Below are 25,395 nucleotides of genomic sequence, written 5' to 3' on the forward strand. Positions count from 1 at the left end.
TTTTTACATGCGGGGGACTAGACAGGGGCGAAGGCGCTGCCGATATCGCGGGCGGCGGAAACGGAGTACGGACCATGGGTGGTTTCAGCATCTGGCATTGGCTGATTGTCGGCATCGTCGTCATCCTGCTGTTCGGCAAAGGCCGAATTTCGGACGTGATGGGAGACCTCGCCAAGGGCATCAAGAGCTTCAAGAAGGGGCTTTCCGAGGACGAAACGCCAGCCCCGCCCCGCCAGATCGGCCCGGCTTCACCCGATCAGACGATCCGCAGCGAAACGCCGCAGGAAACGCCGCGTAGCTGATAATCCTCCATCCGGACGGATAAATGTTCGACGTCGGCGCGCCCGAACTCCTGCTCATCGCGATCGTCGCGCTCCTCGTCGTGGGGCCGAAGGATTTGCCGCGCCTGCTGCGCACCGTCGGCAACTGGATCGGCAAGGCGCGCGCGACCGCGCGGCACTTTCGCACGGGTGTCGACGCCATGATCCGCGAGGCGGAGATGGAAGATATGCAGAAGCAGTGGGAAGCGCAGAACGCCGCGATCATGAAAGCGCATCCCGCGACACCCGAACCCCAGACACCGGCTCCGGACGGCCCCGTCGAAGGCGTGCCGCCCGCTGAAACGGCGCCCGATACCGGCAAGCCGCAGGCATGAGGGACATCGACGACAGCAAGGCACCGCTCCTCGATCACCTGATCGAGCTGCGCCAGCGCCTGCTTTATTGTGTCATCGCCCTCATCGTCGCGTTCGGCATCTGCTTCGCGTTCGCGAGCGATATTTTCGCCTTTCTCGTGCAGCCGCTGGTGAAGGCGAAGGCGTCGCAGCTGATCTACACGAAGCTCTACGAAGCCTTTTTCGTGGAGATCAAGGTGGCGCTGTTCGCGGCATTCCTGATCGCGTTTCCGATCATCGCGAACCAGCTCTGGCTGTTCATCGCGCCGGGCCTCTACCGATCCGAGAAGCGGGCGTTTCTGCCGTTCCTGATCGCGACGCCGGTGTTGTTCACCATGGGCGCGGCGCTTGCCTATTACGTGGTGATGCCGACGGTCTTCACCTTCCTGCTCGGCTTCCAGACGACGGACGCAGGCATTCCGCAGCAGGCGCTGCCGGCAATGGATGATTATCTGTCGTTCGTGATGGGGCTGATCTTCGCGTTCGGCTTCTGTTTTTTGCTGCCGGTGCTGCTGATGCTGCTGGCACGTGCGGGGATCGTTGACGTCGCGCAACTGCGCGCGTTCCGCCGCTATGCGATCGTCGGGGCCTTCGTGGTCGCGGCCGTGCTGACACCGCCGGACGTCATCTCCCAGCTGCTGCTCGCGATCCCGCTGATGGTTCTCTATGAGGCGGGCATTATCGGAATCGTTCTCACCGATCGCCGCGCGGCGCGTATGAAATCTGCCGAGGAAGCGGGGGACGCCGCCGAGTAGCCGCGTCCCCGTTTTCCCGATTCTTACGCTTAATTGGCCGTGTCTTCGACCGCTTCGCCGGCCGACTGGACGTCCTTGCCGACACCTTCGACCGTGTTGCAGGCCGCAGCGGCCAGCAGCGCAATGATAACAGCGAACTTTGCACCCATTTTATTGCGCATGTTCATTCTCCCATAAACTGCCCGGAGAAAACGGTTGTCGCCTCAATAGGTTTCATCGGACCGTTCCGGCGGCAGCACAAAAAGAAAAGAGCCCGATGCCGGCGGGGGGAGCAGGCAACCGGGCTCTGGTGGGACAGCGAGAGCGGGGGGCAAAGTTCGCTGTCCGTGCGGCATCAACGGCGAATCACCGGCATGGTTCCCTCGCGGGCGATAATTTTATTCCGCCATTTTCAGGGGGAATTCGACAATGTAGCAGGGCACGCCGGCGTCGAAGGTCAGGCGACCGCGAAGCTGGCGAACCATGCCGCTGACGATGCGTGCCGCAGCGCGGGTTTCCGTGGGTGCCAGCGGATCATCCTCCCCAAACGCATCAGAACAAATGGTCAATTTCCCGCCGCCTTCGGTGCGGCGGACATGGATATCGATCACCAGCTTGGCCCGCCCTTCCGCTGCCGCGAGGCGCGCCGCGAAAGCAATGACCTCGGTGATCAGGAAGGCGAGCGGCACGGCTGAGTCCTGGCTGATGTGCAGGCGCTCCAGATGCGTATTGATGCGGGGCTCGACAAGTTTCGCCGTGGGAATGATCTGCTGAAGGCTGGCGCAGAGATCGTGGGTGAGCGCCGTGAAGTCCACGCCTTGCGTGTCGCTTTCCTCATACAGCCAGCGGTGAACGATAGACAGAGCGCCGACACGCATCTGGATGCTCGCGTATGCGCGCCCCACGGAGCCGCCCTCGGCTTCGCGGGCCTGGATGCTGATAAGACTGGCAATGATCTGCAGATTGTTCTTCACGCGGTGGTGGACCTCGCGCGTCAGGCGGCGCTGTTCGGTGAGTGCGGCATCCACCTCGTGCCGCGCCTCCGCCATGTTCCTCGCCATCGCATCGAACGTCTCGGCGAATGCCTGCATCTCATCGGTCCGCCCGGCGCGCCCGGACAGGCGCACCCGGTCGTCGCCAGCGCCATAGGCGCGAACGCCTGTCGCCATGTTCTGCAGCGGGCGCACGACAAAGCGCCGCACGACCATCCAGCCGATGAGCAGCGCTGCGATCCACATCAGCGCCGGGGCAGCGATCGCAAGCACTTCGGATGTGGCAAGGCGCTCTGCGGGCACAACGGTGGTGAGTGCGAACGGCGCAATCGAGAGCGGGCCTGCCGCAACCACCTGATCGCGTCCGCCTGCTTCCGTGATACGGCGCACCGTCAGCAGGCCGCCTGGGGCCTTAATATCGGGCGGGGGAACACCGACGATCGGCCTTTCTCCCAGCCAGACCATCACGGCACCCTCCATCGCTGCGACCTCGCGCAGCCGGGTCTTCAGGCGGGAAACAGATGCCGTCGCGACAATGAGACCGGGTCCTTCCGCATCCGACGTCTCGCGAACCGCGAAAAATACGTGGTCTCCGCCCGGCCAGATCAGGTTTTCACGCTCTCCTTCTGCCGCAAGGCGCGTAAGCTCCGCAGCCGACGGCTTCGTTCCGCCGCGGCTTTGGCAGATCGGGCGGCCGAGCTTGTCCGTCCAGATGATGGCGTCAAATGTTTCCGCGTCGTCGAGCGCGTTTGCGGCTCCCGTGTTGCATGTCTGGCCGTCGTGGAGGCCGCTTCCGTTACGAAGTAGGGCGCGTAGAACCAGAAAATCGACGTTCAGCAGGTCGTCGACGATACGTGCGGTCGCGCGGAACTGGTTCTCGGCACGGATCAGCTCGGCTTCGCGCGTGCCGCGGATTCCATCCGCAGCAAGCACCGCGGCGAGAATACCGATCGGCAGCAATGCCAGCGTGAGCGCGACGGCAAGCTGGAAAGACAGCGAACGTCTTGGCCCCGAACCCTTGGTTTCTGTCTTTTCCGGCATCTTCCCAAACGAACTTAAGTATGGGGCGAAACAAAAGAAAGCCTCGACCGTTCCACCGCTGGGCGTCACTTTCAAAGGGGACCGGTCACCGTTCGGGCGTGATCCGGGTTTCAAGGAGGCAGAAGACAACATGACATTGGCTGCGAAACTCGCGCCGCATCTCCCGCTGCTCCGTCGCTATGCGCGGGCGCTCACGGGAACGCAGCGGGACGGGGACACGTATGTACGTGCGGCGCTGGAGGCGATCGTCAGCGCGCCGCAGGATTTTCCGCGCGATGTGGATGAGCGACTGGCGCTCTACCGCACGTTCCACGTCATCTGGTCGTCGTCGAACATCGATGTCGATTCCGACGAGCCGGCAGCATCCGATTTCGAGCGTGCCGCCCACCAGCGTCTCGCCGCGATCACGCCGCTGTCGCGCCAGGCGCTGTTGCTCACCGCGATGGAGGGTTTTTCGCACGAGGATGTCGGCTACCTCATCGATCTTGATCCGGACAGCGTCTCGGGCCTCGTGAAGGAGGCCATGGATGAAATCAGCCGGCAAACGCGTACGCGCGTGCTCATCATCGAAGATGAACCGATTATCGGCATGGACCTCGACAGCATCGTCCGCGACCTAGGCCACGACGTGACCGGCATCGCGGTCACCCGTGACGAAGCCGTGGCACTGGCGATCGAAACCGAACCCGGGCTCGTGCTTGCGGATATCCAGCTGGCCGACGACAGCTCCGGGATCGACGCGGTGAAGGACATTCTCGGGCGATTCTCGGTCCCGGTTATATTCATCACGGCCTTTCCCGAGCGTCTGCTCACCGGGGAGCGCCCGGAGCCGACGTTTCTCATCACCAAACCGTTCCAGCGCTCGACCGTTTCGGCGGCGATTGCCCAGGCGCTTTTCTTCAACAGCACGGCGGCGATGCGATGACGGTCCTTCCCGCGGCCTTGTGGGCATGCGGGAAGGGGCATAGCCTTCACACAACAGGAGCCAATGGCCATGGAACAGGACCACGAAACGGTGAGGACGAACGAGGCGAGGGCGGGAGAAACGCCGCATATCACTCGGTATATCCTTATGTTCTCGGTTGTGCTGGTGGTCGCGATCTTCGCGGCGATGCTGTTCTTCTGGTCACGCTGAAGCTTGGATCTAGGGGCATAGAATGATCGAACAGACGACCGCGCAGCGCGCCGGTGCCAGCCCGTTGGGCGCAGACGAGATCGGCGGGTTCCTGCGCTCTGCCTATGCGGAGGCGGCGACGCAGCCGCTCCCGCAGGTGTTCCTCGACCTGTTGGCGCGGCTGGAGACGAGCCCCGACGACACGAAGCAGGGGCAGCTTTCCGACAAGGCGTTCAAGGACGAGCTTTCGGCCGTGATCCCGCAGCTCCGTGCCTTCGGACGATCGCTTTCGGGCAATCGCGACATGGCGGACGATCTCGTGCAGGAAACGCTGCTGAAGGCGTGGGCGGCGCGGGATCGCTTCCAGGCCGGGACGAACATCCGTGCTTGGACCTTCATCATCCTCCGGAACCTGTTCCTCAGCCAGATGCGCCGGTCGCGCTTCAAGGGCGAGTGGGACGAGCTTGTCGCCGACCGGCTGCTTTCCGCACCGGCTGGACAGGACAAGCAGATCGAACTCGCCGATCTTCAGCGCGCGCTCCTCGAACTGCCGTCTGCGCAGCGCGAGGCACTGATCCTCGTCGGTGCTGGCGGCTTTGCCTATGAAGAGGCGGCGACGATCTGCGATTGCGCGGTCGGTACCATCAAGAGCCGAGTCGCACGTGGCCGCGCAGCGCTCGAGCTGGTGATCGCCGAGGGCAGGCTCCCGTCGCGGCGGGGTTCGAGCGCATCGGGCACGACGGCGCTTGACGAGATCATGGGACAGGTGGATCAGCTGGCGCGCGAATAACGAAAGGGCTCTCCTTGGCGGAGACAACGCCAGCGCTACCGGCCGAACTTGTACGTTTCCTTGCTGATGCGGATATCAATGCCGCACCGGAGGATCTGGACGCCTGCGCCCGCGCGTGGGCGCATTCACCGTATCTGCGCGCGCTCATGCGTCGCGAGGATGAAGTCCTCGTGCGCTACCTCGCGGAGGGACCCGAGTCGCTGATGGAATCGGCGCTCGCCCTGCTCGCTACCCCGGATGCGGACGGCGGCATGATGCGCGAAGCAAAGCGGATCGCGGCCATCGCCATCGCGCTTGCCGACATTTCCGGCCGCTGGCCGCTTGAGAAAGTGACGGCCGCGCTTTCGGACCTTGCAGACCGCGCCATCGACCGTGCGATCCGCATCGCGGTTGACGAGCGCATTCCTGGCGCCGGGCCGGACGGCTTCACCGCCATCGCGCTCGGCAAGCTCGGCAGCCGCGAACTCAATTATTCGAGCGATGTCGACCTGATCCTGCTCTACGACCGCGACCGGCTCGCCGTGCGCGAAGGTGACGATCCGGACAACACCGCTGTCCGTATTGCCCGCCGCATGGTCGAGTTGATGCAGACGCGCGATGCGGGCGGCTACGTGTTCCGTGTCGATCTGCGCCTGCGTCCCGCGTCGGAAGTAACACCGATCGCGATGCCGATCCGGGGCGCGGAGACCTATTACCAGTCCGAAGCGCTGGCGTGGGAGCGCGCGGCGTTCATCCGCGCGCGCGCGGTGGGCGGCGACGTGAAGATGGGCGTGGATTTCCTTGCCGCGATCGAGCCGTTCGTCTGGCGCCGCTCGCTCGACTACACGGCGGTGCGCGACATTCAGGACATGTCGCTGATGATCCGCGACCACTACGACGAACGGCAGGAGGTCGGCCCCGGCTACTGCCTGAAGCGCGGGCGCGGCGGTATTCGCGAGGTCGAGTTTTTCGCGCAGATCCACCAGCTGATCTTCGGCGGCCGCGACTGGACGCTCCGCCAACCCGCGACGCTTGATGCGCTCGCGGCGCTGGTCGCCGCCGAGCGCATCAAGCCCGATGAGGCGGAAACGCTAGCCGCCGCCTACCGCGTGCTGCGCACCGCCGAGCATCGCCTACAGATGCTGGAGGACGCGCAGACGCACCAGATCCCGACCCGCGCGCCGGAACGCAAGGGCCTCGCGCTGCTTTCGGGTTACCGCGACTGGGCGGCGATGGAGCGTGAGATCAAGCGCCATGCGACCGCCGTTGGCCGCATTTACGACGCGCTGATCGCAGAGGCCGAAGTGGACCGGTTGCCGCGCCAGCCGGCGCAGCTCAAGGCGGCGCTCAAGAAGGCCGGGATCGGCCCGCACGCCGACCTTGCCGACCTCATCGTCCGCTGGCGCGACCGCAGCTACCGCGCGCTGCGCAGCGATGCGGCGCAGCGTGAACTCGAAAGCGCGCTCCCCGGGCTCGTGAAGGCTTTTGCGGCAGCAGGCACCGGCCGCGAGGCGCTGCTGCGCTTCGACGATTTTCTCGGCGCGCTGCCCTCCTCGATTCAGTTCTTCGCGCTCATCGAGGCGAACCCGCGCGTCGCTCTGCTCCTCGCGCGCGTTCTGGAGCTGGCGCCGGTGCTCGCGGGCAAGCTCGCGCGGCGGCCGGAAATCGTCGACATCATGCTGTCGAATGAGGCGTTCGCGCCGCTGCCCTGCACCGACGACCTCACCGACATGCTGCGCGCGCGCCTGCGCCGCCACGATGCGCTCGAACTGAAGCTCGACGAGGTGCGGCGCTTTGTGGCGGAGCGGCGCTTCCAACTCGGCGTGCAGATCATCGAGGGCGCGGCGGACCCGATCCGCGTCGGCCGGGATCACGCCAAGCTTGCAGACGCCGCGATCACCGTGCTTGCGGACGCGGTGCAGGCGGAGTTTGCCGAAACGCACGGGCGCGTGCCTGGAGGGCGGCTGCTGGTGCTGGGCTTCGGGCGCTACGGCGGCGCGATCCTCACCGAGAAGTCCGATCTCGATCTCGTGTTTCTGTTCAGCGGCCACCACGAAGCGATGTCGGACGGGACGAAGCCGCTGCCCGCAACGACGTGGTTCAACCGGCTCGGCCAGCGGCTGACGGGCGCTCTCACCGTCAGCACGGCGGCGGGGCCGCTGTTCGAGGTGGACACGCGCCTGCGCCCTTCGGGTCAACAGGGGCTGCTTGCGGTCAATATCGATACGTTCGCGCGCTATCAGCAGGAGGACGCCTGGAGCTGGGAGCACCTGGCGCTCACCCGCGCGCGCGTCGTCTACGGCGCGGAGGAAGACCGCGCGGCGGTCTCGGCGGGAATCGCCGCAGCGCTAACAAAGCCCCGCGACACCGAGCGCTTCAAGGCCGAGGTGCTGGAAATGCGCGGCGACATGGTGAAGGCCCGCCGCGATGGCGGCCTGTGGGACGTGAAGCACGCGCCGGGCGGGCTCATCGATCTCGAATTCATCGTGCACTTCCTCCAGCTTTCGCGTCGTGAGGGCTTCGATCCCGATCTCGGCGCGGCGACGGCGCACTTCGTGAAGACGGGCGTGCTGCCTGAAGACGTGCTCGGCGCCCATGACCTGATGACGCGGCTGCTCGTGGTGTTGCGGCTCATTGAGGGCGATGAACCCTCCAAACAGCCTGCGGCCGCGAAGGCGATGATGGCGGCTGCAACCGGCATGGCGGATTTCGATGCATTGAAAGCCGCGCTGGAGGACGCCAAAAGGGCCGTCCTCGCCGCCTGGGAGGCGGTGTTCGCGGTCAAACGAAAGGCACGATGATGACGAAGCCCGGTTCGAAGGCCCCCGCCTTCACGCTCGACAGCGAAGACGGCCCGCTGTCCCTGAAGGATTTCGCGGGCAAGAAGCTCGTGCTCTATTTCTATCCCAAGGACGACACGACCGGCTGCACGCGCGAAGCGATCGACTTCACGGGGCTTCTGCCGCAATTCGATAAGGCGGATACCGCCGTGCTCGGCGTTTCGAAGGACACGGTCGCGAAACACGGGAAGTTCCGCGCGAAGCATAATCTTGGCGTCAAACTCGGCTCCGATCCCGACGCGAAGACCATCGAGGCCTACGGTGTCTGGGTCGAAAAGACGCTCTATGGCCGCAAATACATGGGCATCGAACGCGCCACGTTCCTGATCGGCCGCGACGGCAAGATCGCCGAGGTGTGGCACAATGTGAAGGTACCGGGCCACGCCGAAGCCGTGCTGAAGGCGGTGCAGACGCTTGGCTGACACAATCGGCGCGGCGGCCGCCGAGGTTCTGCTGACGGCCGATCCGGTGGAGAAGTCGGGGCTTTCACGGCACCACGCCGCGCGCTGGCGCGCGGGTGAACTTGGAGCCCTCTATGACGTGCCGATGCCGGACCGGCCCGCCCGGCCTCCGCGCCCCGAATTGCTGCCGCCGTCACGGATGCCGAAGCGGGGCAGGGCAGGATCCGAGCGCAGCCGGATCGCGCTGCTCCACGCGCTCGCACACATCGAGTTCAACGCCATCGACCTCGCGTGGGATGCGGCGGGGCGTTTCGGCGGTGCCATGCCGCAGGCGTTCACCGACGACTGGGTGGCTGTGGCCGATGACGAGGCGCGGCACTTCATGCTGCTTGCCGATCGCCTTGCAGAACTGGGCGCGGCCTACGGTGATCTCCCCGCGCACGACGGTCTGTGGGAAGCCGCGATGTCGACTGCCGATGACCTGCTCGCTCGGCTCGCCGTGGTTCCGCAGGTGCTCGAAGCGCGCGGGCTCGATGTCACTCCCGCGACCGAATCACGGCTTCGCGCGGCTGGCGATAAGCTCAGCGCCGATGTTCTGAACACAATCTACCGCGATGAAATCGTTCATGTTTCGATAGGGAATCGCTGGTTTCGACACCTTTGCGACGAACTGCGAATCGAAGCCGCCCCAACGTTCCAGCGCCTTGTCGGTTCCCGATTCAAAGGTGCGTTGAAACGCCCCTTCAACGACTCGGCGCGAATCGAGGCCGGTCTGACGCCGGCATTTTATGATTCACTTGCAAGCCCTTAGGCGGCTTGTCACCTAACGCTCCGGGCTCGGAGGGCATGGGGTCCAAACACGAGTTAGACGAATCTATTGCGCCAACATCGCGTTTGCGCAGTGCGGGGGTCTTATTTGGTGCTGGATATAATGAAGGTCGCATCCGGGTTTCGGGACAAGGTCGCAAAGCGGCTGCCCGAGCGGGAATTTCTCCATTACAAGCGCGATGTCGGCATGCAGGTGTACCGCCTGACGACGCGTGCGCAGGTCATCGGCCTCACCGGCCTTGCCGCGCTGCTCACCTACACGGCGGTGGCGACGGGCGCGATGATCGGCAGCAGCACGGTCGAAGCATCTGCGGAAAACGAAGTTACTGCCATGCGCGCCGAACTGGCAGCGCTGCGCCAGGGCGTCGCAAAAACCACGGCGCGCGTCGAGCAGCGCCAGCAATTCCTCGCCCAGCTCGTTTCGGGCAAGGCAGACCCGGCGCAGCTTGCTGCGTTGATGCCCGCGCTTGCGCCTGCCGCAGGCGTCGGCGGTTCGGCTGTCCTGAAACCGCTCGCCGAGCTCGACCGCGCGCAGCTTGCGCTCGCTGATCACGCCCGCACGGCTGCCGAGGCCCGCTTCGAGACATCGAGCGCGCTCATTCGCCGTCTGGGTCTTCAGCCGGCGCGCTTTCTAAAACAGTCGACTTTCGGCATGGGCGGCCCGGAAGAGACGGCGGATTCGCCGCTGGCGGGCGCAGAGCCGCAGTTCAAGGCGCTGTTCGTCAGCTGGCAGAAGCTTGACCTGCTCGAAAAGGGCATGAGCGCCATTCCGTCGCTGAAGCCGGTGAAGGCCTACACCTACACCTCGGGTTACGGCGTCCGCTATGATCCGTTCACGGGCGACACCGCGATGCACAAGGGCGTCGACCTTGCCGGCCCGGTCGGCGAACCGATCCACGCGGCTGCGGACGGCGTTGTCGTCGATGCGCGCTATCATCCGGGCGGTTACGGCAAATATGTCGAGATCGACCACGGCGCCGGCATCGTCACGCGCTATGGCCACATGTCGCGTCTCGACGTGAAAAAGGGCGACCGCATCGCTCGCGGCGAACTGATCGGCGGCATGGGCTCGACGGGCCGTTCCACGGGCAGCCACCTTCACTACGAGGTGCTGATCGATGGGCGCCAGGTCAACCCGATGCCGTTCCTCGAAGCCGGCGACCGGGTGCTCGCCGCGCAGCAGAGCGCGGGAGCCATCGCGGTCGGCGGTCCGGCCGAGCCGACCGGGAACTGAACACCTAACCGACGTCGGTATCCACACCCGTCATTGAACTGCTCACAGCAAACCCCTATCTCTGCGGCATGAGCGCACCTCATCTCACCGAAGCAGCCGCGGCGCGCGTTGCCGCCATCGCCACCCGGCAGGGCGGCGTGCCCGCGATCCTGCGGCTCTCCGTGGAAGGTGGCGGCTGTGCGGGATTCCAGTATCGCTTCGGCCTCGAAACCGAGATCGCGTCCGACGACCTCACCACCGAAACCGCGGGCGTGAAGCTCGTCGTCGATCCGGTAAGCCTCGATCTTCTGGAAGGTTCCGAGGTGGATTTCGTCGAAAGCCTCGGCGGCGCGTCCTTTCAGGTGCGCAACCCGAACGCCGCATCAGGATGCGGCTGCGGTACGTCCTTCTCGGTTTGACCGGGCGCCTGCGGGACGTTAGCCCTGCGCCATGCGTATCGCCACCTTCAACGTCAACGGAATCGCCGCGCGCCTGCCGCGCCTTCTTGAATGGCTGGAAAGCCGAAAGCCGGACGTCGCCTGCCTGCAGGAAGTTAAGTGCATCGACGAGCGCTTCCCGGCGGCGGATATAGAGGCGCTCGGCTATCACGTTCTCGTGCACGGTCAGAAGAGCTTCAACGGCGTTGCGATCCTCAGCCGCGAGCCTGCGACCGAAGTGCAGCGTGGGCTTCCGGGTGACGATACCGATGAGCAGGCGCGCTACCTCGAAGCCGATGTAAACGGTGTTCGCATCGCTTCGATCTACCTGCCCAACGGCAATCCGCAGCCGGGGCCGAAGTTCGATTACAAGCTCGGCTGGATGAAGCGACTGGAAGCGCGCGCCGCGCTGCTGCTTGCCTCCGAAACGCCCGCGGTGCTTGCCGGCGACTACAATGTCGCGCCGGAAGATCGCGACGTGTTCAGTATGCAGGTGATGGCGAACGATGCGCTCGTGCAGCCCGAATCCCGCGCCGCGCTGCGCCGGATCATCCATCAGGGCTGGACGGAGGCGCTGCGTGCCGTGCATCCGGCGGACGATCATCTCTATACGTTTTGGGACTATCAGGCGGGCTGCTGGCCGCGGAATGCGGGCCTGCGCATCGACCACTTCCTGCTTTGCCCGCGCGTTGCGGACCGGCTGACGAATGCGACCGTGGACCGCGAGGCGCGGGGGGCGGAGAAGGCCTCCGACCACGCACCGGTCTGGATCGATATCGTCTAGAGCGCCTTTTCGTAGACCCGGTAGGTTTTCGTGATCTTTGATTCGATGATTTCGGCGATCGACTTCATCGGGCCGTTGTCATCGAGCACCCAGCCAAGTTCGCCCTGCGTCGCGCCGTAAACGCCGACGGCCGCGCGGCGGATATGCTCGACCATCATCAGCGCCATGAAGCTGGCGAGGCGGCTGCCCTGCATCGATTTGCGCACCCCCATCAGCGGCACGCGCATACGGCGGACCTTCGGCGCGCGCAGCCGCCAGAGCAGCTTCGCCCAGCCGAATGGCAGCAGCTTGCCGTCGAGGTCGGCGGTCATCTCGTTGACGTCGGGCAGCGTAATCATGAACGCGACCGGCTCGCCGTCCACCTCGCAGATGCGGATCAGGTCTTCAAAGACGATCGGCTTCAGCTTCTTGCCGACATACGCCACTTCCGAAGGCGTAAGCGGGATGAATCCCCAGTTATCGGACCACGCGTCGTTCAGAATATCGAGGATCAGCGCGGCTTCGGAATCGAAACGCGACTTGTCGACATTGCGCATATGGATGCGGCTGGATTTCTCGGCGGCTGCAACGATCCGGTTGAACGCAGGCGGGAAACCGGTCGCGATCGGCAGTTCGTAGGTGTGCAGATCCTTGATGCCGGCATAGCCGCGCCCTTCGATCAGCGCTTCGTAATAGGGCAGATGGTGGCCCATCATCACGGTGGGCGGCAGTTCGAAGCCGCTGACGAGAAGGCCGGGCTCGTCCCAGATCGAAAGGCTGAACGGTCCGAGCGACCGTGTCATACCCTTGGCCTTCAGCCAGGCCTCTGCTGTGTCCAGAAGCGCCATGGCAACCGCCGGATCGTCGACGCATTCGAACATGCCGAATTGGCCCGTGCCCGCGCCCATGTGCTGAAGCACCAGCTGGTCGACCTGCGCGGAGATGCGCCCGACGGGCTTTCCGTCCCGCCATGCCAGCCAGAAGGCGGCCTCGGCGTGTTCGAACCAGGGGTTGCTCTTCGCGCCGCCGATCAGCCCGGCGACTTCCGATTTCAGCGGCGGCACCCAAGCCGGATCGCGCGCGTAGAGCGCCCACGGCAGGTCGATGAACGTTTTGCGGTCGGCCGCGCCCGCGACCGGCCGGATCTCGATGCCGCCCCCCATGCCGAGAATCAGGCCGCTTTTTTCATGCGCTGGCGGGGATGGCCTTCAGCGACGCCGCCGGACATCGAGGCTACCCACGGCCATTTCTCTGCGGCCTCTGGCGTGTAGCCGAGGTTGAACACCGTCTCGCTCTTCTCCGGGCGTTCGGCGCGCTGGTAGTAAGTGCCAAGCAGCTTGTCCCACATGAAGCTGGTGATGCCGAAATTGCCATCCTCGTCATGGAAGTGGTGTTCCATGTGACGCGTCTTCATCTCGACCAGCCACGGCGACTTCGGCTTGTAGGAGAGATGCTGGATGCAGTGGCAGAATTCGTAGAAGCAGGTGGTGAGCAGGCCCGCGCCGAAGCCCCAGGCCGCGCCGCCGATGCCGCCGATCGCGTAGCCGACCGGGATGGTGACGATCGCGATGGTCGGCAGCGTCGTGTAGAGCGCGCCGAACAGCACCTCGAGGTGGTTCGGGTCCTGGTGGTGATCGTAATGAATGCGCTTCCACGTCCGCGCCGTCAGCGGTGACTTGAACATCCAGCGGCTGTGGAGGACGTAGCGGTGCAGCAGGAACCACGCCAGCGGATAGGCCGCGACGGCGATGGCGACGGAGGCCGCGCCGCGCAGCAGCGTCGTGGGATAGGCATAAGCGACATAGGCGCAAGCCACCGTCAGCAGCAGATACGCCTGAATGGCGTAATACTGGAAATAGGCGACGACGAGCTCGCGGAACGTCATCTTCGACAGGTTGTGGCTCTTGCTCCACATGCCGAGCCGATAGCCCTTGAGCATCTGCATGGTACGGACCTCTGAGATTCGGGCGGCATTGCCGCAAACTACGGGGATCTTAATCCCGCCCCAATGCGGCAACTTTACGACGACGGCGTGGCGGGAGCCAGACCGATGCGCGCGCCGAGGCTGCCGAGCGCGCCGCGATCGGAGCGGGCGAGCCCGAAACGCAGGCCGAGCCAGATGACGCCCAGCATCAGCGCGAACATCGCGGGCAGCTCGATATAGAAGCGTGCGTGGGCGAGCCCGAGATCGGCGACCATGAGGATCGCCGCGCCCGCAAGCCCGAGGCCGACGCAGAGCAGGAAACGCCAGCCGAACGGCCGGAAACCGTGCGCGATGGTAAGCTCGGCGAGCGGCAGAAAGGCGTTGGAAACGCTTGCCGCCGCGACCGCCCACGCCATGCCGACGGCGCCGTCGATGGGTACGCGCCACCACGTAACTGCGGCCCACACGCCGATGGTAAGCACGCCGTTCAGCGTCGGCAGCAGGCGGTGGCCGATCATCTCGATCACCGGACGGGCCGGGCCGATCGCGGTTTCGATGGCGCGCCCCAGAACGAGCACGACAAGCACCGGCAGCGCGGCGACAGCGTCCGGCGTGAACAGCCACAGGATGCGGTCGCCGATCAGGCACAGGAACGCGGCCATCGGCAGCACGACCACGGTCGAAAGCCGCGTCGCGAAGGCGTAGAGCGGCTCGATGGCGAGGCGGTTGACGGCGGCCTGCGCGGCGGTAAGCGGCGCCAGCACATACTGGAACACCTGCTGGAGCAGCTGCGGGATCGTCGCCACCTTGCGCGCGATGCCGTAAAGGCCCGAGGCGACGGCGCCCGCGTTGCCCGGAATGAGCGCGTTGATGACGAGCGGCGGCAGGTCGATCAGCACGCGGTAGACGACGTTGATCGGCAGCAAGCTGATGCCGGTGACGAAGACATGCCGCGAAATTCGCCTGTCGAACGGTGTGTGCCACATGGCGCGGACATCGTAGTAGCGGGCGAGCAGGCGCACGGCGAGGATCGCAGTGACGAACAGCGACGCTGTGTGCGCGGTGACGAGCGCGAGCGTGTCCCACCCCGCGAGGAACAGGCCGAAGGCGAGCACGAGGCGCACGCACTGCTCCCAGAATAGCCGCAGCCGCACCTCGGGGCCGAACGCGCGCCGCGCGCGGGCCGCTGCCGTCACCAGCTCGATGAACGACCACAAAGGCAAGCCGGGCGCGAAGATCAGGATGGCAAGGCGCATGTCCGCCGCTTCGCGCGGGCCGGCGTTGACGAGGGCCGCCAGATCGCCCGCGAAGACCATCACGAGCGCGGCGACGATGATGCTCGGCACGACGCCGAGCAGAAGTGCCGCCTTCAGCGCGGCGAGCACGTCGCGCTCGCTCCGCGACTGCGGGATCACGCGCTGCAGCGCGCGCGTGATGGCAAGGTCTGCGACGTTGGAAACGGTGTTCACCGCCGCCCAGAGCACGGTGTAGACACCGTACACCGCGATGCCGAACATCCAGACGTAGGCGGGCTGCGACACCACCTCGACAAGCGCGCCGAGACGCGACAACGCTACGACGCCCGCGCCCTTGGCGACGTCAGACTTTCCAACGGCGGTGTTCATTCCTCGGTCCGGAACAGCACCGCTTCGCCGACGAGGAAGAACAGCAGGAACGGCGCCCAGCCCGCTGCCAAGGGCGGAACGGAGCCGAACTCGCCCATCGCCACCATGAAGTTGTCGGCCACGAAATAGGCAAAGCCCAGCACCATGCCGACGACCGCGCGTGCGAACAGCCTCCCTGAGCGGGCGAGTCCGAAGGCGGTCACCGCGCCGAGCAACGGCATCAGCACGGCGGAAAGCGGCAGCGAGACCTTGTGGTAGAGCGCGACGCGCAGCGAATCCGTACTGCGCCCGACGGATTCGAGCAGGCGCGTCTGTTTCCAGAGGTCGACGATATTCGTTCGGTCGGGGTCGGGCGCACGCATCGTGAAGCGGTCGGGCTCGATACCCGCCCCGAGCCGCATCTGCGGCGCGTGCGAAAGCGCGCCCGTGCGCACGGTGAAGATACGGACGTTCTCGAGCTGCCAGGCGTTGCGGTCCGGGCGGGCGCTTGCGGCGTTGATGATCTGGCGCAGGCGGCTACCGTCGCGGCGGTCGACGCGCACGCCATGAAGCACGGTCGACGCGCCGCTTCCGGTCACGCTGTCGGCATGGATGATCTCGCGCCCCTCGCGCACCCACACGTCGGTGAGCGGATTGGTGTCGATTTTTGCGTCGCGCCGGTATTCGGCCTTTTCCCACGCGATGAGTTCCGCATTCGTGCGCACCAGCACCATCTCGTTGAACGCGAAGTGAAACAGCGAGACGCTGAGCGCCGCCGCCATCATCGGGTAGAGGATTTGATGCGCGGAAAGTCCTGCCGCGCGGAAGATCGTCACCTCGCTGTTCTGGCTTAGCGTCGCCATCGTCACGAGCGCGCCGAGCAGCACGGAGAAGGGCAGGAACTGCGAGATGAGCTGCGGAACGCGAAGCTGCACGTAGCGCAGCAGCTCGGCGTTGCCGTTGCCGTCGATGGCAAGGATCTTGTTCGATTCCGTCAGCAGGTCGAGCGTCTGCAATATGGCGACGAGGCCGATCGCGAAGGCGAGCGTTCGCAGCATGAACATGCGCGCCGTGTAAGTCGCGATGGTGCGAGAGGGCCAGAATGTCAGCGCGCTGCTCATGCTGTGCGCACCCTTCCCAAGCGGCGCCGCAGCAGGCGCCACAGGCTGACGATCCACTTGGTGACGATGCCCGCGCCGCGCTCGATCATCGCGATCGGCTGGCCTCCCGGTACGTTCGCCAGCACGTGGAAGAACCACGCGCAGAGCAGGCTGAACGCGATGAAGCTGCCCCACTGGCTGAGCACGATGTCGGCCTTGCCCGCAGCGCCGGAGCGCTCGGCGGCTTCTGAAATCTCGTTATAGACGATGAGGATGGTGAGCGCGGCGAACACGCCAACCGCCGAGGTCGAGCGCTTCGGCGGCACCGCGAGCGCCACGGCGAGCAGCGGAATCACCATCACGGCGAACACCTGCACGAGCCGCCGATGCAGGTTCGCGCGCACGGCGTGCCGGTTTTCCTCGGTGGTGGTGCCCTGACCGAGATAGCCGACGCGGTAGAGTTCGGGGAGGGTCAGTTCATTGTCGTCAGCTTCGGCGCCCCGAATGCGGAACAGCTCGATCTGCGGCAGATCGATCGGCAGGTCGTGCATCCGGAAGCTCAGGACGCGCGGTTGCCTGTAGCCAGGCGCGTCGTGCACGAGCGTACCATCGGTGAGCCGCAGCAGGATCACGTCGGGATCGTCGGTGGCAAGAAAGGTGCCTCGCGCGGCGGTGACAGAGACGGTCTTGCCGTCCGCGCTCTGGCCGCTGACGAAGATGCCGCGCAGGTCGCGGCCATGATTGCGGCTTTCCTCGACGCGGAGCGTGGTGTTGCGCGCCACCTGCACGAACTCGCCCACGTCGATCGTCGCGCCGAGCGCGCCCGAACGCAGCTCGAATTCCAAGCCCTCATACGCATAGCGGCTGATCGGCTGGATGAAACCGACGATGAGCAGCGTGAGAAGCCCGAGGAGCAGCGCATACATGTAGGGGACGCGCAGCATCCGCATGTAGCTGATGCCGACGGCGCGCATCGCATCGAGTTCGCTCGAAAGCGCCAGATTCCGGAAAGCGAGCAATATGCCAAGGAGAAGGCCAACGGGAATTCCCAGGCCCAGATACTGCGGAATGAGGTTGCCGAGCATACGCCAGACGACTGAGGCCGGTCCGCCTTCGTTCACCACGAAGTCGAACAATTTCAGCATCTTCTCCAGCAATAGCAGCATGGCCGCGATCATCAGTGTCGCGAACAACGGCACCGCGATCAGCCGCGCCATGTACCTGTCGAACCGGGCCAGCATCTCTTGGTTTTGTCGATCCTTGGTCAAATTTTGGCCGCAAGCGGACCCGATACCACGGTGAGACAGGGATGCATCAACAATTTGGTGATTCGCGAAGGGGGAAGGTCGAGGAGGTTCATGGTGCTGAAGCGTTCAAATGCGGTTATCCGGGGGCTGGTCCGTTCGCTTGTCGCGTCAACGGTGGTTCTTGGTGCATTTTCAACGCCCGCCGTGGCTCAGACGATCATCGGCCCCGATGCCGCCGCCTGTGCGCCGGGCGCGCGCGGTCCGGCCGCGCTCGTGCGCGTGTATGGCTTCAAGGACCGCGAAGGGAACCTCCGTGTTCAGGTCTACAGCGACAAGCCCGACGAGTTTCTGGAAAAGGGCAAGTATCTGAAGCGCATCCAGCTGCCCATGACAGCGTCCGGCGACATGAACGTCTGCATGGCCCTGCCGCGTTTCGGCGAATTCTCGATGGTCGTGCTTCACGACCGCGACGTGAACGGCAAGCTCTCCGTCTCGAAGGACGGCGTCGGCTTTTCGGGCAATCCGAAACTTGGCCTGTCCAAGCCCGATTATGACGACGCGATGTTCGTCGCGCGCGACGGGGTGACGGTCGTCGATGTGATCCTGAATTACCGGCAGGGGCTGTTTTCCGTGAAGCCCCTTGTGGCAAGGCGCGACTGAATGGCCTGCGTCGCGCTCCTCTCCAATCCGCGCTCGACCGGCAACAAGGCCGCGTTGCCGCGCATCCGGGAGTTCGTGGCGCAGCACCCGAACATCTTCCACTACGAAGTGGGCGATATCTCCGAAGTGCCCGACGCGCTCGCCATGATCGCGCGCGTGAAGCCGGCTGTGCTCGTCATCAACGGCGGTGACGGCACGGTGCAGGCCGCGCTCACCGAGATTTACAACGGCCACCACTTCAAGGGCGCGGTGCCGCCGCTCGCGGTGCTGCCGAACGGCAAGACCAACCTTATCGCGCTCGATCTCGGCGCCGGTGCCAATCCGGTCGAGGCGCTTGGTAACATCCTCAAGATCGTGGAGACGGGTGTTGATCCGCACGTCGTCGCGCGGCAACTGATTGCGCTCAGCGACGGCATCGCGGCACGCCCGGTGTTCGGCATGTTCCTTGGCGGCGCTGGTCTTGCAGAGGCGATCCTGTTCTGCCGCAACAAGATTTACCCGCTCGGCTTGCCGAACTGGGTGAGCCATCTCATGGCGATCTTCGTGGTGCTCGCAAGCGTGCTCGTCGGCGTGGGTGCGCGCTGGAATCCCGTCAAGCCGAGCCCGATGCGCGTCTCGCTGCACCGTGGCGGCAAGCCTGTCGAGGGAAGCTTCTTCGTGCTGATGGTGACGACGCTCGAACGGTTGCTGCTGAATTTCGCGACGCCGTTCAACGATCACGGCGGATCGCTGAAGCTGATGGCGATCGAGCAGCGCCGGGGCACGATCTTCAAGGCGCTGCTTTCGGCGCTCGCCGGGCGGCTCGGCAGCGCGCGCTTCAACGGCCTTCACCTGCGCCGCGGCGACGAGATCCGCATTGAGGGCAAGCGCGCCAGCGTCATCCTCGACGGTGAGCTTTACGAAGCGGGCGAAGGGCATTCGATCGTGCTGACGCCCACCGCGCCGGTGTCCTTCCTCAGCCTCGCGGCATGACGGCGCTCGTGCCGCTCGTTGCGGCCGAGCTGGAAACGCCTGCCGCGCCCGAAGTCGCCGATTTCGCCAAGGCGATCGCCGGTCGTTGCGGTGGCGCCGCGCAGGCGGTGCTGTTCTACGGCTCGTGCCTTAGAAGCGAAGACCTCGGCGATTCGCTTCTCGATTTCTATCTGCTCGTCGATTCCTACAACCGCGCCTACACGCGCCGCTGGATGGCGACGGCGAACCGGCTGATCCCGCCCAACGTCTTTTACGCGGAGCATGAAGGCCTGCGCGCCAAGTTCGCGGTGATGTCCCTCGAAGATTTCGCGCATGCGTGCTCCCCGGATTGCGACAACGTTTCGGTCTGGGCGCGGTTCGCGCAGCCCTCGCGGCTCGTCTGGGTGCGCGGCGATGCGGCGCGTGCGCGCGTCATCCGTGCGGTTGCGACGGCCGCGCCGACATTGCTCAAGACCGCGCGGCCGATGCTGGACGATGATCTCAGCATCGAAGCGCTGTGGACCGGCGCCTTCGCGCTCACCTACGCTTCCGAACTCAGGTCCGAACGTGCCGGGCGTGGCCAGTCGATCTTCGAAACCGATCCCGCGCGCTATACCGCGTTTACCGCGCCCGCCATCGCGGACAGCGATCTCGCGGCGGAGGTGCGCGGCGGCATTGTGCATTTCCGCGCGCATACCGATCGCAAAGCCGGCGAACGCGCGTGGGCGAGACTCCGCCGCCGGGGCAAGCTGCTTTCGGTGCTGCGGCTCGCGAAGGCGAGTTTCACCTTCAAGGGCGGCGTGGATTACATCGCGTGGAAGGTGAACCGCCACGCGGGCGCGGGCATCATCGTGAAGCCCTGGCACCGCCGCTTCCCGATCCTCGCCGGGCTCGTGTTGTTGCCGAGGCTCATTCGCAAGGGGGCGGTGCGGTAGCGGCGATCGAAAATCGCGCGGCTGGAAACCGAAACTCGACTTCTGTGACGGCTTGGTCAAAAAGACGGAAACATCCGTTCGGGTGACCTTTCGAGGGGGAGGACCGTATCCAAACGCGAACCACCGAGATTGCTCCGGGCATCCACCGCGTGTCGACACATGTCGCTGATATTGCGCCGCCCGCGGGTTTCACATTCAATCAGTTCCTGATCGTTGCGGATGAACCCTTGCTCTTTCATTGCGGACCCCGCTCGCTCTTCGCATCGGTCTCGTCAGCCGTCGCAGCCATCCTGCCGCTTGATCGCCTCCGCTGGATCAGTTTCGGGCATATCGAGGCCGATGAATGCGGTGCGATGAACCTGTGGCTTGAAGCCGCGCCCCAAGCGCAGGTCGTCTACAGCCCGCTTGGATGCAATATCTCGGTCAATGATCTCGCGGACCGTGCGCCTCGGGCTCTGGGCGAAGACGAGGTGATGGATCTTGGCGGCAAGAGCGTTCGGCTTGTTCCCACGCCGCATGTCCCGCACGGCTGGGAAGCGCAGATGCTTTACGAGGAAACGACCGCCACACTCTTTTGCGGGGATGTGTTTACGCAGGTCGGGGACGGCGAGGCTGTAACGGCAAGCGACATTGTTCCGGCAGCCATGGCCGCAGAAGACATGTTCCAGGCAACCAGTCTCACGCCCGATACCGCACCAACGCTGCGCCGATTGGCGGATTTGGCGCCCAGCCTGCTCGCCGTCATGCACGGCTCATCCTTCCGGGGAGACGGGGCGGAGGCGCTTCGCAGGCTGGCCGACGAATACGAGCGACGCCTGAACGTCGCGGCTACGCGTTGAGCGAAATCCCCGCGATCTCCGCCGCCTGCACGAAGCGATCGATGATGATGTCCACCTGTTCGGCGCGATGCTCCGCGCAGAGCGAGCAGCGCAGCAGGAACATGCCAGCGGGCGTCGCGGGCGGACGCGCCATGTTGACGTAGACGCCAAGCTCGATGAGCGCGCTCCACATGCGCGCGCACGCTTCCTGGCCCGGCATCAGCACAGCGATGATGGCGCTTTCTGCGGTCTCGGTGGCGATCGTGAAGCCCTTGGCCTTGAGCCCCGAATGCAGCTTGCGACTGTTTTCCCACAGATGCTGGCGCTTGTTATGCGCGTGCTTCAGCTTGCGGATGGATGTCGCTGCCGTGGCGACGACGCTCGGCGGCAGCGAGGCAGTGAACACGTAAGGCCGGCAGACGAGGCGCAGCACCTCGAACTTCGGGTGGTTGGAAACGACGAAGCCGCCGACGGTGCCCACCGATTTCGAGAAGGTGCCAACGACGAAATCGACGTCCGCCTCGACGCCTGCGGCCTCATAAACGCCGCGTCCGTTCGGGCCGAAGAAGCCCATGCCGTGCGCTTCGTCGACGACGACCATGGCGCCGTATTTCTTGGCGACCGCGACCATTTCTTTGAGTGGCGCGATGTCGCCCAGCATCGAATAGACGCCTTCGAGGACGACGAGCTTGCCTGCCTCCGCCGGAAGGCGACCGAGACGCTTGTCGAGGTCTTCCACGCTGTTGTGACGGAAGCGCACGATGTCGGCGTTGCCCATCGCGCAGCCGTCGTAGATGGAGGCGTGGCTGTCGGCGTCGAGGATGATGTATTCGCCCCGTGCCGCCATCGTTGCCATCAGGCCGAGGTTCGCCTGGTAGCCGGTGGAGAAGACCATGGCGTGGCTGGTGCCGTAGAAATCCTTCAGCGCTTCCTCGACCTCGCGGTGGCCCTGATAGGTGCCGTTCAGCACGCGGCTGCCGGTGGTCCCTGCGCCGAATTCGTCGAGCGCCTGCTTGCCCGCCGCGATCACGTCGGGGTCGAAGGTCATGCCCATGTAATTATAGGTGCCGACGAGAATGGTCTCGCGCCCGTTCACCGTCGCTTCGGTCGGTGAATGGACCTTCTCCATCACGAGGTTGAACGGGTCGTTGACACCCGTCGCCAGCAGCGCGGCCTTTTCGGCGATGATCGGGTCGAATTTATCGAAAAGATCGCCCATCGTCTCGCCTCAGCCGTTCACGATCTTGGCGACGGCATCGGCAAGCTGGCCGATCGTCTCCAGCTCGGGGAGCAGGTTCATCGGCAGGATGATGTCGTATTCGTCCTCGATGTTGGCGACGAGGTCCATCACGGTGAGCGAGTCCAGCTCAAGATCGCTCGCGAAGCTGGTGTCCTCGGAGAGCGCGATCCCCTTGCGGTTCAGCGGCTCGATCAGTTCCAGCAGCTTTGGGAGGATGGTGTCGCGTGTGTGCGCCATGCGTATGTCCTGAAATGTCGTTGGGGCTCGATGCCAACAGATTGTGGCAGGGGATAGGCAGACAGGCGGTCTAAATCCAGCCTGCGTTCCGGTACCATGCCGCCGTTCGTGCGATGCCCTCTGCCGCGGGAACCTCAGGCGTCCAGATGCCGAGCGCGCGCAGGGGCGCGCTGTCCGCCACCCAGTCCGGATGCGCGAGATAGCGCGCACGGTCGAAGCTGAGCGCGGGCAAGCGCCCGGCGAGCTTCGCGCCGAGCGTGTCGATCGCGGCGCCGAGCCTCAGCGCCGCTGGGGGCAACGGAATGTAGGTCGGCGTCTTGTCGAGCGCTGCGGCGATATGCGCGGCCATCTCGCGGTGGCTGAGCCCGCCGGGCGTTCCATCGTCGATCTCGAAGGTGCCGCTTGGCGCCGGGTTTTCCGTGAGTGCGAGCAGCGCCCGCGCAAGGTCGGACACCTCGACGATCGAAAAGCGTCCACCACCCGGCAGCAGCGCCCAGCCGCGCGCGACGAGCTTGTAGACGTTCGCCGTCTCACGGTCGCCGGGTCCGTAGACAGCAGGCGGACGCACGATCGCTGCATCGGGGCGGGCGGTTTCGACGAGCGCGTCGGCGGCCGCCTTGGTGTTGCCGTAGATGGAAAGCGCCGGCTCGCGCGCTGCGAGCGAGGAGACGTGAACGAAACGCGGAACGTCCCGGCTCGCCTCCAGCATCGCGCGCGTGCCCTCCACATTGCCAGCAGCAAATTCCAGCGGCGTGCGGGCGTTGATGATGCCCGCGACATGGATCACCGCGTCCGCGCCCTCTGTCAGACGGGCGAGTGCATCGCGATTGCCGAGATCCCCCGCGATCCATTCGACGCCATGCCGTTCCGGTTGCGTGCGGCGCGCAAGCGCGCGAACAGCTTGGCCCTTTTCAAGCGCAAGATCGATCAGCTTCGACCCGACGAAGCCGGTTCCGCCGGTGATGGCGAGTGTCGTCATGCGCCGGGCGGCGTCAGGCCGCGATGTCGAGCGGCTGGATCTGGCCGGAGAGGTAGAGCGCGCGGGCCTTGGAGCGGCTGAGCTTGCCCGAGCTGGTGCGCGGCAGCGTGCGCGGCGGGACCAGTTCTACGATACAGTTCATGCCGGTGATGGCGCGCACCTTGGTCTTGATCGTTTCGCGCAGGTCGGCGCGTTCGGCGGCATCGCTGGTGCGGCACTGGACGAGCACGGCGGGCGCTTCCTCGCCGCCTTCCGTGGTGATCGAGAACGCGGCGATGTCGCCCGCCTTGAAGCCCGGAAGCTGCTCGATTGCCCACTCGATGTCCTGCGGCCAGTGGTTCTTGCCGTTGATGATGATCATGTCCTTGGCGCGGCCGACGATGTAGAGCGCGCCGTCCAGCATGTAGCCCATGTCACCGGTATCGAGCCAGCGGCCCTGCAGCGCTGCGCGGGTAGAGATTTCGTCGCGGAAATAGCCGGTCATGATGCTGGGGCCCGCCACGAACACTTTGCCGATCTGGCGGTCGCCAAGGCGGCGTCCGGCCTCGTCGCGGATTTCGATTTCCATGCCCGGCAGGGCGACACCGCAGTTCACGATCGCGCGCATCCGGCCCGTACCGGCACCAGTATCCTCGCGCTCGCCCGAAAGCAGACGCTCATCGACGAGATCGGTGACGATGCCCGTGCCCACCGGAGAAATGGTAACGGCAAGCGTCGCTTCTGCGAGGCCGTAGCTCGGCAGGAACGCACCGCCCGAAAATCCTGCGGGCGCGAACGCTTCCACGAAGGCGTTCATGACGTCCGGGCGGATCATGTCGGCGCCGTTGCCTGCCACGCGCCAGCGCGACAGGTCGAACCGCTCGGCGATATCGGTCTGGCTGGAAACGCGGCGCGCGCAGATGTCGTAGCCGAAGGTCGGCGAGTAAGAGAGGCTGTGGCCCTCATTGCGCGTGATGAGCGCGAGCCATGAGAGGGGACGGCGCGCGAAATCCTCAGTGGCGAGGTAATCGGCGGAAACCTGGTTCGCGATCGGCGCCATCAGGCAGCCGACGAGGCCCATGTCGTGATAATAAGGCAGCCAGGAGATGACGCGGTCGTCGCGGCGAAGCTGCACGCCGACGGCATGGCCGTTGAGGTTCGCGAGCAGCGCCTCGTGCGTGATTTCCACACCGTGCGGGAAGCGCGTCGAGCCGCTCGAATACTGGAGGTAGGCAATGTCGGCCTTGCGCGCCGACGGCAGCGCAGCGGGCTTCGCGTCGCGCGCCATGAAGTTCAGCCAGTCATGCGCGGTGCGGCAGCGCAGGCCGTGTGCGGCTTCCGCCACGATCGCAGCAAGGCCGGACGGCGCAAACACGATCTCGGGGTCGCAGGAGGTGAGCTGGCTGCGGATCTGCTCCACATAACCTTCGCGTCCGCCGAACGAGGTCGGCAGCGGCAGCGGCACGGGCAGCGCACCGGCGTATATGGCGCCGAAGAACAGGCTTACGAAATCCGCGCTCGTCTCGGCGATCAGTGCCACGCGGTCACCCGGCTTGATGCCGGCGGCGATCAGCCGGTAGGCGTTGGCGGTCGCATCGACCTTGAGGTCCGAAAACGTCAGGACGCGCGCGAGCCGCGCCCGCGCATCGAAGAAGTTGAGGCCGCGCTTGCCCTGCGCCGCATAATCCAATGCTTCGCCAAGCGTGTTGAAGTCCGCCAGACGGCGCGGCAAATCGTCGAGCGTCGGCGTTGGCGCCAGCGCCGTTTCATCGGCGCCGGACAGCGCAAGCGCGCTCGAATCCGAAGTGCGATTCAGCAAGTCCCCGAACCTCCTCAGCTCTTCTCGGCGCAGCGGCGGCTTTTCCTGCCGCTCATAAACCTCGCCAAATACACGACTCCTTGGCCACTTGCAAAAC

27 protein-coding genes are annotated in these 25,395 nt (G+C 65.2%); 16 read left to right on the plus strand and 11 right to left on the minus strand.

Annotation, left to right across the window (positions count from 1 at the left end):
• Positions 1-74: 74 nt before the first annotated feature.
• From H2052_RS01340 to tatC, 3 genes are read left to right on the plus strand one after another with little or no spacing between them, the layout of a single operon-like run.
• Complete coding sequence (locus tag H2052_RS01340) at positions 75-302, plus strand: twin-arginine translocase TatA/TatE family subunit (protein ID WP_293776983.1); 228 nt, start codon at positions 75-77, stop codon at positions 300-302.
• Positions 303-325: 23 nt separating this feature from the next.
• Positions 326-655: a Sec-independent protein translocase protein TatB gene (gene tatB / locus H2052_RS01345; protein WP_293776984.1), complete on the plus strand. Its 330-nt coding sequence runs from the start codon at positions 326-328 to the stop codon at positions 653-655.
• Positions 652-1,428: a twin-arginine translocase subunit TatC gene (gene tatC / locus H2052_RS01350; protein WP_293776986.1), complete on the plus strand. Its 777-nt coding sequence runs from the start codon at positions 652-654 to the stop codon at positions 1,426-1,428. Before tatB ends, tatC begins: the two co-directional genes overlap by 4 nt.
• 29 nt (positions 1,429-1,457) lie before the next feature.
• Here tatC and H2052_RS01355 read toward each other — a convergent pair whose 3' ends face one another.
• Positions 1,458-1,589, minus strand: coding sequence for an entericidin A/B family lipoprotein (locus tag H2052_RS01355; protein WP_293776988.1), 132 nt, complete (start codon positions 1,587-1,589; stop codon positions 1,458-1,460).
• Between the two features lie 216 nt (positions 1,590-1,805).
• Positions 1,806-3,440, minus strand: coding sequence for a histidine kinase dimerization/phosphoacceptor domain -containing protein (locus H2052_RS01360; protein WP_293776989.1), 1,635 nt, complete (start codon positions 3,438-3,440; stop codon positions 1,806-1,808).
• A gap of 130 nt (positions 3,441-3,570) precedes the next feature.
• Between H2052_RS01360 and H2052_RS01365 the strand changes: the two genes are divergently transcribed.
• From H2052_RS01365 to xth, 9 genes are all read left to right on the plus strand, one after another.
• Complete coding sequence (locus H2052_RS01365) at positions 3,571-4,365, plus strand: response regulator (RefSeq protein ID WP_293776991.1); 795 nt, start codon at positions 3,571-3,573, stop codon at positions 4,363-4,365.
• Between the two features lie 69 nt (positions 4,366-4,434).
• Entirely contained in the window at positions 4,435-4,575 is a 141-nt protein-coding gene (locus tag H2052_RS01370; RefSeq protein ID WP_293776992.1) for a hypothetical protein, read from the plus strand.
• A 22-nt stretch (positions 4,576-4,597) separates the two neighbouring features.
• Positions 4,598-5,344 carry a NepR family anti-sigma factor gene (locus H2052_RS01375; protein ID WP_293776994.1) on the plus strand — a complete coding sequence of 249 codons (747 nt, stop codon included), beginning with the start codon at positions 4,598-4,600 and terminating at the stop codon, positions 5,342-5,344.
• A gap of 14 nt (positions 5,345-5,358) precedes the next feature.
• Positions 5,359-8,124, plus strand: a complete 2,766-nt coding sequence (locus H2052_RS01380; protein ID WP_293776995.1) for a bifunctional [glutamine synthetase] adenylyltransferase/[glutamine synthetase]-adenylyl-L-tyrosine phosphorylase — start codon at positions 5,359-5,361, stop codon at positions 8,122-8,124.
• Positions 8,124-8,585 carry a peroxiredoxin gene (locus H2052_RS01385; protein WP_293777226.1) on the plus strand — a complete coding sequence of 154 codons (462 nt, stop codon included), beginning with the start codon at positions 8,124-8,126 and terminating at the stop codon, positions 8,583-8,585. Before H2052_RS01380 ends, H2052_RS01385 begins: the two co-directional genes overlap by 1 nt.
• The gene (locus H2052_RS01390; RefSeq protein ID WP_293776996.1) at positions 8,578-9,375 is read left to right on the plus strand and encodes a ferritin-like domain-containing protein; all 798 of its coding nucleotides are present in this window, start codon (positions 8,578-8,580) and stop codon (positions 9,373-9,375) included. Before H2052_RS01385 ends, H2052_RS01390 begins: the two co-directional genes overlap by 8 nt.
• 108 nt (positions 9,376-9,483) lie before the next feature.
• Positions 9,484-10,626 (plus strand): M23 family metallopeptidase, encoded by a 1,143-nt coding sequence (locus H2052_RS01395; RefSeq protein ID WP_293776997.1) that lies wholly within the window; start codon positions 9,484-9,486, stop codon positions 10,624-10,626.
• Positions 10,627-10,694: 68 nt separating this feature from the next.
• Positions 10,695-11,024 (plus strand): iron-sulfur cluster insertion protein ErpA, encoded by a 330-nt coding sequence (gene erpA / locus H2052_RS01400; protein ID WP_293776998.1) that lies wholly within the window; start codon positions 10,695-10,697, stop codon positions 11,022-11,024.
• A gap of 31 nt (positions 11,025-11,055) precedes the next feature.
• On the plus strand, positions 11,056-11,826 hold the full coding sequence (xth, locus tag H2052_RS01405) for an exodeoxyribonuclease III (protein WP_293776999.1): 771 nt from the start codon (positions 11,056-11,058) through the stop codon (positions 11,824-11,826).
• Here the strand turns inward: xth and H2052_RS01410 are convergent.
• The 5 genes from H2052_RS01410 to H2052_RS01430 all read right to left on the minus strand — a co-directional run bounded on the left by H2052_RS01410 (position 11,823) and on the right by H2052_RS01430 (position 17,674).
• Complete coding sequence (locus tag H2052_RS01410) at positions 11,823-12,968, minus strand: N-acetyltransferase (protein ID WP_293777002.1); 1,146 nt, start codon at positions 12,966-12,968, stop codon at positions 11,823-11,825. The two genes, xth and H2052_RS01410, sit on opposite strands and share 4 nt — an antisense overlap.
• 8 nt (positions 12,969-12,976) lie before the next feature.
• Positions 12,977-13,750, minus strand: coding sequence for a sterol desaturase family protein (locus H2052_RS01415; RefSeq protein ID WP_293777005.1), 774 nt, complete (start codon positions 13,748-13,750; stop codon positions 12,977-12,979).
• Between the two features lie 74 nt (positions 13,751-13,824).
• Positions 13,825-15,354 (minus strand): polysaccharide biosynthesis protein, encoded by a 1,530-nt coding sequence (locus tag H2052_RS01420; RefSeq protein ID WP_293777008.1) that lies wholly within the window; start codon positions 15,352-15,354, stop codon positions 13,825-13,827.
• Positions 15,351-16,454, minus strand: coding sequence for an LPS export ABC transporter permease LptG (gene lptG / locus H2052_RS01425; protein ID WP_293777010.1), 1,104 nt, complete (start codon positions 16,452-16,454; stop codon positions 15,351-15,353). Before lptG ends, H2052_RS01420 begins: the two co-directional genes overlap by 4 nt.
• Complete coding sequence (locus tag H2052_RS01430) at positions 16,451-17,674, minus strand: LptF/LptG family permease (protein WP_293777013.1); 1,224 nt, start codon at positions 17,672-17,674, stop codon at positions 16,451-16,453. The genes lptG and H2052_RS01430 overlap by 4 nt, the downstream gene beginning before the upstream one ends.
• Positions 17,675-17,794: 120 nt before the next feature.
• Between H2052_RS01430 and H2052_RS01435 the strand changes: the two genes are divergently transcribed.
• The 4 genes from H2052_RS01435 to H2052_RS01450 all read left to right on the plus strand — a co-directional run bounded on the left by H2052_RS01435 (position 17,795) and on the right by H2052_RS01450 (position 21,065).
• On the plus strand, positions 17,795-18,340 hold the full coding sequence (locus H2052_RS01435) for a DUF2141 domain-containing protein (RefSeq protein ID WP_293777015.1): 546 nt from the start codon (positions 17,795-17,797) through the stop codon (positions 18,338-18,340).
• A complete protein-coding gene (locus tag H2052_RS01440; RefSeq protein ID WP_293777017.1) occupies positions 18,341-19,312 on the plus strand; it encodes a diacylglycerol kinase family protein in 972 nt (323 codons plus the stop codon).
• Positions 19,309-20,226 carry a hypothetical protein gene (locus H2052_RS01445; protein WP_293777019.1) on the plus strand — a complete coding sequence of 306 codons (918 nt, stop codon included), beginning with the start codon at positions 19,309-19,311 and terminating at the stop codon, positions 20,224-20,226. Before H2052_RS01440 ends, H2052_RS01445 begins: the two co-directional genes overlap by 4 nt.
• Before the next feature lie 149 nt (positions 20,227-20,375).
• The gene (locus H2052_RS01450) at positions 20,376-21,065 is read left to right on the plus strand and encodes an MBL fold metallo-hydrolase (RefSeq protein WP_293777021.1); all 690 of its coding nucleotides are present in this window, start codon (positions 20,376-20,378) and stop codon (positions 21,063-21,065) included.
• On the opposite strand, the gene H2052_RS01455 is transcribed toward H2052_RS01450, so the two are convergent.
• From H2052_RS01455 to H2052_RS01470, 4 genes are all read right to left on the minus strand, one after another.
• Positions 21,055-22,263 carry an aminotransferase class I/II-fold pyridoxal phosphate-dependent enzyme gene (locus H2052_RS01455; RefSeq protein WP_293777023.1) on the minus strand — a complete coding sequence of 403 codons (1,209 nt, stop codon included), beginning with the start codon at positions 22,261-22,263 and terminating at the stop codon, positions 21,055-21,057. The two genes, H2052_RS01450 and H2052_RS01455, sit on opposite strands and share 11 nt — an antisense overlap.
• A 9-nt stretch (positions 22,264-22,272) precedes the next feature.
• Positions 22,273-22,521: an acyl carrier protein gene (locus H2052_RS01460; protein WP_293777025.1), complete on the minus strand. Its 249-nt coding sequence runs from the start codon at positions 22,519-22,521 to the stop codon at positions 22,273-22,275.
• Positions 22,522-22,591: 70 nt separating this feature from the next.
• Positions 22,592-23,500, minus strand: a complete 909-nt coding sequence (locus tag H2052_RS01465) for an NAD-dependent epimerase/dehydratase family protein (RefSeq protein ID WP_293777028.1) — start codon at positions 23,498-23,500, stop codon at positions 22,592-22,594.
• A gap of 13 nt (positions 23,501-23,513) precedes the next feature.
• On the minus strand, positions 23,514-25,298 hold the full coding sequence (locus H2052_RS01470; RefSeq protein WP_293777030.1) for a fatty acyl-AMP ligase: 1,785 nt from the start codon (positions 25,296-25,298) through the stop codon (positions 23,514-23,516).
• Positions 25,299-25,395 lie beyond the last annotated feature (97 nt).

The organism is Sphingosinicella sp. (genome assembly GCF_013911755.1).
Taxonomy (GTDB): domain Bacteria; phylum Pseudomonadota; class Alphaproteobacteria; order Sphingomonadales; family Sphingomonadaceae; genus Sphingosinicella.